At 45.3% G+C, this 10827-nt stretch carries 9 protein-coding genes; 4 read left to right on the top strand and 5 right to left on the bottom strand.

What is annotated here, in order from left to right; all coding sequences use genetic code 11:
* Window positions 1-64 precede the first annotated feature (64 nt).
* Both alr and ABLA76_RS13475 read left to right on the top strand, forming a co-directional pair.
* Window positions 65-1144, top strand: coding sequence for an alanine racemase (alr, locus tag ABLA76_RS13470; RefSeq protein WP_348988309.1), 1080 nt, complete (start codon window positions 65-67; stop codon window positions 1142-1144).
* 68 nt (window positions 1145-1212) lie between these two features.
* Window positions 1213-2406: an amino acid aminotransferase gene (locus tag ABLA76_RS13475; protein ID WP_348988310.1), complete on the top strand. Its 1194-nt coding sequence runs from the start codon at window positions 1213-1215 to the stop codon at window positions 2404-2406.
* A gap of 129 nt (window positions 2407-2535) precedes the next feature.
* On the opposite strand, the gene ABLA76_RS13480 is transcribed toward ABLA76_RS13475, so the two are convergent.
* From ABLA76_RS13480 to uvrA, 3 genes are all read right to left on the bottom strand, one after another.
* The gene (locus ABLA76_RS13480; RefSeq protein ID WP_348988311.1) at window positions 2536-3102 is read right to left on the bottom strand and encodes a disulfide bond formation protein B; all 567 of its coding nucleotides are present in this window, start codon (window positions 3100-3102) and stop codon (window positions 2536-2538) included.
* Window positions 3103-3114: 12 nt separating this feature from the next.
* The gene (locus tag ABLA76_RS13485; RefSeq protein ID WP_167400589.1) at window positions 3115-3273 is read right to left on the bottom strand and encodes a DUF5993 family protein; all 159 of its coding nucleotides are present in this window, start codon (window positions 3271-3273) and stop codon (window positions 3115-3117) included.
* A 261-nt stretch (window positions 3274-3534) separates the two neighbouring features.
* The gene (gene uvrA / locus ABLA76_RS13490) at window positions 3535-6366 is read right to left on the bottom strand and encodes an excinuclease ABC subunit UvrA (protein WP_348988312.1); all 2832 of its coding nucleotides are present in this window, start codon (window positions 6364-6366) and stop codon (window positions 3535-3537) included.
* A 250-nt stretch (window positions 6367-6616) separates the two neighbouring features.
* Here uvrA and ssb1 point away from each other — a divergent pair, with 250 nt between their 5' ends.
* Window positions 6617-7132 (top strand): single-stranded DNA-binding protein SSB1, encoded by a 516-nt coding sequence (gene ssb1, locus ABLA76_RS13495; RefSeq protein ID WP_285809244.1) that lies wholly within the window; start codon window positions 6617-6619, stop codon window positions 7130-7132.
* A gap of 111 nt (window positions 7133-7243) precedes the next feature.
* On the opposite strand, the gene ABLA76_RS13500 is transcribed toward ssb1, so the two are convergent.
* Both ABLA76_RS13500 and glk read right to left on the bottom strand, forming a co-directional pair.
* The gene (locus ABLA76_RS13500; RefSeq protein ID WP_348988313.1) at window positions 7244-8026 is read right to left on the bottom strand and encodes an aminoglycoside adenylyltransferase family protein; all 783 of its coding nucleotides are present in this window, start codon (window positions 8024-8026) and stop codon (window positions 7244-7246) included.
* Between the two features lie 104 nt (window positions 8027-8130).
* Entirely contained in the window at window positions 8131-9099 is a 969-nt protein-coding gene (glk, locus tag ABLA76_RS13505; protein WP_348988314.1) for a glucokinase, read from the bottom strand.
* 363 nt (window positions 9100-9462) lie between these two features.
* Between glk and ABLA76_RS13510 the strand changes: the two genes are divergently transcribed.
* Window positions 9463-10809 (top strand): NCS2 family permease, encoded by a 1347-nt coding sequence (locus tag ABLA76_RS13510; protein WP_348988315.1) that lies wholly within the window; start codon window positions 9463-9465, stop codon window positions 10807-10809.
* The last annotated feature ends 18 nt before the right edge of the window (window positions 10810-10827 follow it).

Here is a 10827-nt window from a genome sequence, read left to right on the forward strand (position 1 = left end):
TCAACATCGAAGATAGGCTGTTATTTATCAAACCTGACTGAAAAATTATAAAAAAGGGGATGGAATGAAAGCGGCTACTGCGGTTATTGACCGCCACGCTCTGCGACACAATTTGCAACAGGTAAGGAAGCAGGCGCCTGACAGTAAACTGATTGCAGTTGTGAAAGCAAACGCCTATGGACATGGTTTATTGGAAACTGCGCGAACAATGGAAGATGCTGATTGCTTTGGTGTCGCTCGCATTGGGGAAGCGCTAGCCCTGCGCCGTGGTGGGATCGTCAAGCCAATCTTACTCTTGGAAGGTTTTTTTGAAGCGGCAGATCTGGCTGTTTTAGTCGTTAATCATATTGAAACCGTGGTGCATAGCATTGAGCAGCTTGAAGCGTTAGAACAGGCAGATTTATCCCACCCGATTAAAGTGTGGATGAAACTCGATACAGGTATGCATCGTCTGGGGATCAGGATTGATGAAGCAGATGAGTTTTATCAACGCCTGAGCCGCTGTCGTAACGTTGAACAACCCGTTAATCTCATTAGTCATTTTAGCCGTGCAGATGAACCTACAGTTGAAACGACCCAGCAGCAAATCGAGCGCTTTATGGCATTTATTGCGGATAAGGCTGGTGAAAAATCCATCTCTGCATCGGGGGGGGTTTTATTATGGCCAAAGGCACACTTAGATTGGGTTCGTCCCGGCATCATGATGTATGGTGCCTCGCCGATGACGGAGAAAACTGCGGCTGACTTTAATTTACTCCCTGCAATGACACTCAAATCCGGCTTAATCGCGGTACGTAAGCACAAAGCGGGTGAAGCCGTGGGATATGGTGGTACGTGGAGCAGTGAATGTGATACATATCTTGGTGTTGTGGCGATGGGATATGGTGATGGATATCCCCGCAGTGCACCTGCCGGTACACCAATATTTATTAATGGTCGGGAAGTCCCCCTTGTTGGTCGTGTATCTATGGATATGATTACGGTGGATTTGGGACCGGCATGTCAGGATAAAGTTGGTGATGAAGTCATCCTTTGGGGGAATGTCCTGCCTGTTGAAAAAATTGCAGCGCATTCGGGAATTAGCGCTTATGAGCTGATTACGAAACTGACTTCACGTGTTGCAATGGAATATCTAGACGAATAATCCGGGTCAGTTATATTGTCTGTTATTGTATTTTTAATCAATAACACAATAGCAGGGAGTATAACGTAATGTTCCAAAATGTTGATGCGTATGCAGGCGATCCTATCCTATCGTTAATGGAAGAATTCAAAAACGATCCCCGCGCAGAAAAAATAAATCTGAGCATCGGGCTGTATTACGATGAACAGGGTATAACCCCAAAATTACAGGCTGTTGCAATTGCTGAAAAACAAATAAACGCCTTGCCACAGTCTGCTTCCCTTTACCTCCCAATGGAAGGGTTACGTGCCTATCGTACGGCAATTCAGGAACTGCTGTTCGGCAAAGATCACCCATTATTAAACCAACAGCGTATTACCACGATTCAAACACTGGGCGGCTCAGGCGCATTAAAAGTAGGGGCTGATTTTTTACACCGTTATTTCCCTGATTCTGAAGTATGGTGCAGTGATCCGACGTGGGAAAACCATGCCGCTATTTTTGCCGGAGCCGGTGTCAAAGTGAACTATTACCCTTATTTTAATGATAAAACCAAAGGGGTAAAATTTGACGAAATGCTGGCAACATTCAAGCAATTGCCCACAAAAAGCATCATTTTGATGCATCCTTGCTGTCATAACCCAACAGGTTCCGATCTCACCAATGAACAATGGGATCAGGTGGTTCAGGTTGCAAAAGAGCGGGAATTGCTTCCTTTCCTTGATATCGCTTATCAGGGATTTGCCGATGGTATGGAAGAAGATGCCTACGCGATCCGCGCAATGGCCAATGCGGGTTTAGCTTGTCTGGTCAGCAACTCATTCTCGAAAATTTTCTCACTGTATGGTGAGCGTGTTGGTGGATTATCAGTTATCTGTGGCGATGCCAAAGTGGCTGAACATGTCTTGGGACAATTGAAAGCGACGGTGCGCCGTATTTACTCCAGCCCACCAAATTTTGGCGCGCAGATTGTTGCCAGGGTATTGAGTAACCCTGAATTAAAAAATCAGTGGCTGGATGAAGTTGAGCGGATGCGCTTGCGTATTCTGGAAATGCGAACAGTATTGGTAAGTGCCTTGCAACAAGCGCTACCAGAAAAAAACTTTGATCATTTACTGAAACAGCGTGGAATGTTCAGTTATACCGGATTCAGTCAGGCACAAGTTGATAGATTACGTGAAGAGTTTGGTGTCTATCTGGTCGGTTCTGGCCGCGTTTGTATGGCTGGCGTGAATCATCATAACGTACAACGCATTGCAGAAGCGTTTGCTGCGGTGAGTTAGCCATTTTGATTGCCTGCACGTAAAGAAATTTAGAGAAAAGAGCCTGATTGAAAACATTCAGTTGAAAAAAGCAGAAGGCTACTGGAATTATGTAGCCTTCTGCTTTAATAGTTTCAATATAAATAAAAATTACTTTTGCAATAATTGATAGAATGTTGGGTTATCATCACATTGCCCGCTACCACATTCCAATAGGGTAGAAACCAAATTGGCTGCAATCAAAAATGCGAACAATCCCATGACAAATTTGCCTAATGTTGGTGGTGTGTATCTTGCTGAATCAACATTGCCTGCTTTCAGAGGCATAATAGCGGCGATAGCAATAATAGTCAGGATAGAGAGAATTGCAGCCCAGGTATAAAAATGCAGGCCGAAGAAAGTTGAACCATATCCCATATCTCCCGGCATGATATGGAGAGAAACCTGACGCATGGCAATGAAACCAGTCACAATGCAGCCAAGTAGTGAAAGGCTATAATGGGCATTTTTTACGCCGAAATAAATATTAAACAAAAATCCAAAACCAATCATGATAATGCCTGCTCGCTGCAATAAACATAATGGGCAGGGAAGTTCAAAACGCGCTAATTGATAATAAAATGCGACTATCAAAACAACACTAATACCTAACAATCCCAGAATATTCAAGGCTATTGCAAGGTTAATATTACGTGGTGCTGACATTGTATTATTCATTACGGCCTCCGATTAGAAAGAAAGGTTCAATGCATCAGTGGCATGGTATTTGAACCAAAATACCGTGATGATGAATAAAGCAAACCACAGGGTATACGTCAGCTTTTTTTTGCCGGTAATGATAGTGATGATGATAACTAGCGCAATTAAGAACGGTAAAAACATGTACATGTTTAATCTCCATTATAAATTTGAAGCATATGTAATGTCATTATGGCATTAATACTTTGGTAATGTGAGCATTAATAATATTAGAACAACAATACAATACAATATTAATTCAGGAAAAATTGTTTCATCTGAATTGGCGGTAAGAAAAAGCATTTCTACACGTAGGAAGATGAATCTGATTAATAATTGTGTGGAAAATAAATAAAAAACTCCCCACATAGTGGGGAGGATTGTCAGCAATTTAGTTGCGAAATTAATAAATTAATTTTGTTCAAGTACTGATTTCAAAAAGCGAGCCGTGTGAGACTTTTCACACTGAACCACTTCTTCTGGTGTTCCTGAAACCAATATTTCACCACCGCCGCTACCACCTTCAGGGCCAAGATCGACAATCCAGTCAGCAGTTTTGATCACATCCAGATTATGTTCAATAACGACAATCGTATTTCCTTGATCCCGCAATTGATGCAGAACGGACAATAGTTGCTGAATATCCGCAAAATGCAGGCCAGTTGTTGGCTCATCAAGAATATACAGTGTCTGGCCTGTACCCCGCTTGGATAATTCCCGTGCCAGTTTTACCCGTTGTGCTTCCCCGCCAGAAAGTGTCGTTGCGGATTGGCCCAGACGAATATAGGAAAGACCGACATCTATCAAAGTTTGCAATTTACGGGAAAGGGCAGGAACTGCATCAAAAAACTCACGAGCCTCTTCGATGGTCATATTCAGCACTTCATTAATATTCTTGCCCTTATATTTGATTTCCAGCGTTTCACGATTGTAACGCTTACCCTTACATTGGTCACAAGGCACATAAACATCAGGCAAAAAATGCATCTCAACTTTAATTACGCCATCGCCCTGACAGGCTTCACAACGTCCGCCTTTAACGTTGAAACTGAAACGCCCAGGTGTATAGCCACGGGTACGGGATTCAGGAACGCCTGAGAATAACTCTCTGACAGGCGTAAATATGCCAGTATAAGTGGCAGGGTTTGAACGAGGGGTTCTGCCAATCGGGCTTTGGTCAATATCGATTACCTTGTCAAAATGCTCAAGACCCTGGATATCGATATAAGGCGCAGGATTAATATTTGTGGCCCCGTTCAACTGACGCTGTGCGATAGGGAACAGCGTATCGTTGATCAACGTTGATTTACCGGAACCGGAAACCCCCGTAACACAAGTAAACAGGCCAACAGGCAGTTTTAATGTCACTTTTTTCAGGTTATTGCCTTTTGCGCCAATCAATTTCAGCATTTTATCTGGATTAACAGACACGCGCTGCTCTGGAATAGCAATTTTACGTTCACCACTGAGGAATTTTCCGGTGAGCGATTTGGGACTCTCCATGATATCGCTCAGTATTCCTTCGGCAACAATCTCGCCACCATGTACGCCTGCGCCCGGTCCGATATCAATAATATGGTCAGCCGCACGGATGGCATCTTCGTCATGTTCGACAACGATAACCGTGTTGCCTAAATTGCGCAGGTGCAGCAAGGTTTCCAGCAAACGCTCATTATCCCTCTGATGCAGACCAATGGAAGGCTCATCCAGCACATACATCACACCGACAAGACCCGCACCAATCTGGCTCGCCAAACGGATGCGCTGGGCTTCCCCACCGGAAAGTGTTTCTGCGGAACGGGAGAGCGTCAGGTAATTCAAGCCAACATTAACCAAGAATTTCAGGCGATCACGGATCTCTTTCAGGATTTTTTCGGCAATTTGGGCGCGTTGTCCACTCAGTTTGATATTTTGGAAAAATGCCATTGTATGACCGATGCTGAAATCCGAAATTTGTGGCAGCGTCGTATTTTCAATAAAGACATAACGCGCTTCCTTACGCAGTCGCGTTCCATCGCAGGAAATGCAAGATCGATTGCTGATATATTTTGCCAACTCTTCCCGTACTGCGGTGGATTCCGTCTCTTTATAGCGGCGTTCCATATTATGCAGCACACCCTCGAACGGATGGTGACGAACCGTCACATCACCACGATCATTGGTGTATTTAAATTCGATGGATTCTTTACCTGAACCGTATAAAACCACTTTCTGAAGGGTTAGGCTCAATTGATTAAACGGTGTTTCGATATCGAATTTGTAGTGTTCTGCCAGTGATCTTAACATTTGAAAGTAATAGAAATTACGGCGATCCCAACCACGGATCGCCCCGCCGGCAAGGGAGATCCCTTCATTCTGGACAACACGTTCGGGATCAAAAAATTGCTGAACCCCTAATCCATCACAAGTAGGGCAAGCACCAGCGGGATTGTTGAAGGAAAACAGGCGCGGCTCCAACTCGCTCATACTATAACCACAGGTTGGACAGGCAAAATTGGCGGAGAAGATCAATTCTTCGGCCTGTGTATCATCCATATTGGCAATGACGGCAGTACCGCCGGAAAGTTCCAATGCAGTTTCGAATGATTCCGCTAATCGCTGGGCGAGATCAGCACGCACTTTAAAGCGGTCGACGACGACTTCAATAGTGTGTTTTTTCTGTAATTCGAGTTTTGGTGGATCGGAGAGGTCACACACTTCACCATCAATACGGGCACGGATATAACCCTGTGCCGCGAGATTATCCAGCAGCTTGGTATGCTCGCCTTTACGTTCTTTGACGACGGGAGCCAGTAACATCAAGCGTTGGCCTTCTGGCAGTGTCAAAACGTTATCGACCATCTGGCTGATCGTTTGTGCCGCCAGGGTGATATTGTGCTCAGGGCAGCGTGGTTCACCCACTCGTGCAAATAACAGACGAAGATAATCGTGAATTTCAGTTATCGTTCCGACCGTAGAGCGGGGGTTATGGGAAGTAGATTTTTGTTCAATGGAAATAGCCGGAGATAGCCCCTCAATGTGATCGACATCCGGTTTTTCCATCAGTGATAAAAACTGGCGTGCATATGCAGAGAGGGATTCAACATAGCGACGTTGCCCCTCTGCATACAGGGTATCGAAAGCCAAAGATGACTTACCGGAACCAGATAGCCCGGTAATGACTATCAGCTTGTCACGGGGAATTACTAAATTGATATTTTTAAGATTATGGGTGCGGGCGCCCCGAACTTCGATGTTATCCATATACCACTTCCCAGATTATTGATAGTGCAAAACTCATAAACGCGTTATTATTGCACAAACATTGCTGAATGGATATCCAGTGTTTAACGGACAATCGTGCTGTAACCATGACAATGTAAAGTACGATGCTCTTCGCAAAGTATAATATAACGGCTCTCTGTTTAAACTTATCCCTCGCATGGTAAACTACTTTGCTTATAATTAGAGAAATCCGTTTTTAGCAAAATTCATTTCATCAGGAGTATTTCCAATGGCCAGCAGAGGCGTAAACAAAGTTATTTTAGTGGGTAATTTGGGGCAGGACCCGGAAGTTCGCTATATGCCGAATGGCGGGGCAGTTGCCAATATTACTCTGGCAACGTCTGAGAGCTGGCGCGATAAGCAAACCGGTGAGATGAGAGAGAAGACCGAATGGCACCGTGTCGTGTTTTTCGGCAAATTGGCAGAAGTCGCCGGTGAATACCTGCGCAAAGGTTCTCAGGTTTATATTGAAGGTTCTTTGCAGACTCGCAAATGGCAGGATCAGAGCGGCCAAGACCGTTACACCACGGAAATTGTAGTCAATCCTATCGGTGGCGTTATGCAAATGTTGGGTAGCCGTAGTGGCGCAGCACAGGATGCGCCAGCACAAGGCGGTTGGGGGCAACCACAGCAACCACAAGCCTCTCAGCAATTCAGTGGCGGTGCTCCATCTCGCCCAGCGCAGTCGCCTATGCCACAGAGCAATGAGCCGCCAATAGATTTCGATGATGATATTCCTTTCTGAGTGGACTGAAAAAGCGGCTTGATTCTGGTCAGAACCAGTCATAGATTTTGCGATCTATAGTCGTTTAAATTTGATCTGGCAATTGTCCGTTTTGTTTCGGTAATTGTCAGATTAATCCTGAGCCAATGTACACAAATTCGTTAGCACACAATCGTGCAGCGAACTTACCGTAAGCTGAAGTTCTTGTTGGCGATTTTGCCAATCTTCTTCATGCCCTTTCAAATAGGTTTCCCGCGCATCAGCTAAGACTGCGGCCTGTGTGGCTGGAAGACGAGCAGCCGCCCAATCGGCAGCAACATCCTTAGAGACAAACTCTCCCGTCACTAATGTCTGCCACATACGCGCCAGCGTTAGAAGGACATTGCGTTCATCTCCCTGTAGCGTCTCAATTAAATTCGGCAGGACATCCTTAATAGCTCTATGAATGTCTGGACTTGGAATAGCGGGTAGAAGACGGCTTGTGTTCGGGCCGATCAGCGGTATTGCTTCCTGCCGTGATTGAGCCAACACCAAGGTAAGTTCTGGATCACAAACCGACTTGGGAATTTCTCCCACCTCATATTCATGGCGTAGCCACTCGCCGTAAATAAATTCGCTTCGGGCAGGATAAAGCGATGCGGTGAGATCGGCGCGTAAGAAAACAATCAGTTCAATAGGGCGACGCCCATCAGGATCAAAAGGATATCGGCCTGATACCATCATTAAATCGGCAGCGAGAGATGCCCGAACCTCAGATGTCATCGGTTGGTCAATAACCACGAGTAAATCTACATCGCTGCGAGGGCGAAGACCACCAACCACAGCCGAACCATGAAGGTAGACAGCGACCAGCGATTCCGCTAATCGCTTCTGGATGATCACCAACGTTTTATCTGCTTCGGGAGGAATAGTCATTAAACAGCTCACTCATAAAATACTCATGCTAAATATTGCTCAAAATTACACCAGCAAATCAAACAAATAAATAGCATGAGCACATATAAATATCTTGGTTCTATTTAACCAATCGTTTTACCCAGCAATTGGCGAATATAATATCCCGCACCCAATAACCCCGGTTTGTCATGAGTAATCAGATACACAGGAATATCTTTTAAATAGTCTGTAAATCTGCCTTTGTTTTCAAACCCTTGCCGGAAACCTGATTTTTGGAAGAAATCAAGGAAACGAGGAACGATCCCGCCCGCAATGTAAACACCGCCAAATGCACCCATATTCAGCGCTAAATTTCCACCAAAACGCCCTAACGCAGCACAAAAGAGTTCTAATGCCTGTTTGCAGATCGGGCAATTTCCACTCAGTGCACGGTCAGAGATATCGCTAGGGGTAAGATCCTCGGCGACTTGGCTGTTGAGCTTCATCAGGGAACGATAAATATTCACTAAACCAGGGCCGGAAAGGATTCGTTCGGCGGAGACATGACCATATTCTTCGCGCAGTACGCTCAACATATGATCTTCTTCCGTACTATCTGGCGCGAACTCTACGTGACCCCCTTCACCCGGTAAGCTCATCCATTGGCTGCCTGTATGAACAAGGTGCGCGACTCCTAACCCAGTTCCCGCACCATAAACCGCAATAGGGCGTTTCGCCTGAGGTTGCTTGCCACCAATCTGAATCACATCATCTGTTCCCAGAACCGGAATGGCGAGGGAAACGGCAGTAAAATCGTTAATCACCTCAAAACGTTCCCACTCCAAAGAGGCTTTCATTTGGCTAACAGAAAAACGCCAACTGTGGTTGGTCATGCTGATTACATCGTCCGTCACCGGACAGGCAATAGCGATACTGCCATATTTGACTTCACAGTTCTGTTGTTTCAAATATTGGCGGATAACAATTTCAAGCGATGCATAATGCGCACAGGGATAGAATTCGACCGCGCTCAATTGCCCGGTATCTACATCACATAATGCCAGGCGTGCATTTGTACCGCCGATATCACCTACCAGAGCATAAGTTGTCATGGTTTATCTCCTTAATTCTTACAGAAATCCTAATGAACCCGTTAAAAGTCGAATTGAGGGGATTTTACACAAGGTCAGGCCTAAAGGCCGCATAAAAATGTATCTTACAGAGCATGAGTTTTATCATCGTCGATGTGATTATCGCTTGATTCTTATCCCTGATTCACTGGATAATCGTCGGCTTCAAATTTTCTCACTTTTTCTTTACCCAAAAAGCCAAACGATTGCGCGAACGAATGGTTGAACCAATGAATGCTGCACTGATTTTTATTATCTTGTGACGTAATCGTTTTCGTTTGAAGAGGTGAAGAAATAGGGAGAGGGCTTTTAAAGCGATATATTTAACAGAAGCAGGGGAAAAACATGTCTGGTATGCAGGCTCCAACTCAATGCAAACTCGATAGGTATTTTAAGATTACTGAACGCGGATCGACGGTACGTCAGGAAGTTCTCGCTGGGTTAACGATATTTTTGGCGATGGTCTATTCCGTTATTGTGGTTCCAGGGATGCTTGGGCAAGCCGGATTTCCTCATACCGCCGTGTTTATTTCTGTTTGTCTGGTGACCGGTATCGGTTCGTTATTGATGGGATTGTGGGTTAATCTGCCAATGGCGATTGGTTGTGCAATCTCGTTGACTACATTTACCGCGTTCAGCCTGGTATTAGGGCAACAGGTCAGCATTCCGGTGGCATTGGGTGCGGTTTTCCTGATGGGATGTTTGTTTACGTTAATTTCAGTAACCGGTGTGCGAGCGTGGATTTTGCGCAATATGCCAATGGGTATTGCACATGGAACGGGTATTGGCATCGGGTTGTTTTTATTGTTGATTGCCGCCAATGGCGTGGGTCTGGTGGTGAAGAATCCAAACGCTGGCTTGCCTGTGTCCTTTGGTTCATTGACGTCATTTCCCGTGGTGATGACGTTATTGGGGCTGGCGGGAATTATCGGTCTGGAACGGAAGAAGGTGCCTGGCGGTATCTTGCTGATCATTATTGCGATTTCTATTATTGGCTTGATTTTTGATCCAGCCGTTAAATATCAAGGATTCTTTAAATTTCCTACCTTGGGGGAAGATGGCTTGTCCCTGATGTTCAGTATGGATGTCATGGGCGCTTTACAGCCTATTGTCTTACCCAGTGTTCTGGCGCTGGTCATGACAGCCGTATTTGATGCGACGGGTACGATCCGTGCGGTGGCGGGGCAAGCCAATTTATTGGATAAGAGAGGCCAGATTATCAATGGCGGCAAGGCACTGACCGCCGATTCGGTCAGTAGTATTTTTGCTGGGGTTATCGGTTCTTCTCCCGCTGCGGTTTATATTGAGTCTGCCGCAGGAACCGCTGCGGGTGGTAAAACAGGTTTAACAGCTTCTGTTGTCGGTATTTTATTCCTGTTGATTTTATTCCTGTCTCCGCTGTCGTATTTAGTTCCCGGCTATGCTACGGCTCCTGCCTTGATGTATGTCGGATTACTGATGCTGAGTAATGTGCGAAAACTAAACTTTGATGATTTTGTGGATGCAATGTCAGGTTTACTGTGTGCTGTATTTATCGTGCTGACTTGTAACATCGTCACCGGCATTATGCTGGGTTTCAGTGCATTAGTGGTTGGGCGTATCTTTGCGGGGGAATGGCGTCAGCTGAATACTGGTACGGTGATACTTGCCATTGTCTTAGTGGTATTTTATGCCGGAAATTGGGCTATCTAATTTAACCCGAATTCTGGA

This window comes from Xenorhabdus sp. SGI240 (assembly GCF_040081915.1).
Taxonomy (GTDB): Bacteria; Pseudomonadota; Gammaproteobacteria; order Enterobacterales; family Enterobacteriaceae; genus Xenorhabdus; species Xenorhabdus bakwenae.

What these genes read in the sequence shown, in the direction of transcription:
- alr (WP_348988309.1), top strand. Translation starts at nt 65, where the DNA reads ATGAAAGCGGCTACTGCGGTTATTGACCGCCACGCTCTGCGACACAAT.
- ABLA76_RS13475 (WP_348988310.1), top strand. Translation starts at nt 1,213, where the DNA reads ATGTTCCAAAATGTTGATGCGTATGCAGGCGATCCTATCCTATCGTTA.
- ABLA76_RS13485 (WP_167400589.1), bottom strand. Translation starts at nt 3,273, where the DNA reads ATGTACATGTTTTTACCGTTCTTAATTGCGCTAGTTATCATCATCACT.
- ABLA76_RS13510 (WP_348988315.1), top strand. Translation starts at nt 9,463, where the DNA reads ATGTCTGGTATGCAGGCTCCAACTCAATGCAAACTCGATAGGTATTTT.
- ssb1 (WP_285809244.1), top strand. Translation starts at nt 6,617, where the DNA reads ATGGCCAGCAGAGGCGTAAACAAAGTTATTTTAGTGGGTAATTTGGGG.
- uvrA (WP_348988312.1), bottom strand. Translation starts at nt 6,366, where the DNA reads ATGGATAACATCGAAGTTCGGGGCGCCCGCACCCATAATCTTAAAAAT.
- glk (WP_348988314.1), bottom strand. Translation starts at nt 9,099, where the DNA reads ATGACAACTTATGCTCTGGTAGGTGATATCGGCGGTACAAATGCACGC.
- ABLA76_RS13500 (WP_348988313.1), bottom strand. Translation starts at nt 8,026, where the DNA reads ATGACTATTCCTCCCGAAGCAGATAAAACGTTGGTGATCATCCAGAAG.
- ABLA76_RS13480 (WP_348988311.1), bottom strand. Translation starts at nt 3,102, where the DNA reads ATGAATAATACAATGTCAGCACCACGTAATATTAACCTTGCAATAGCC.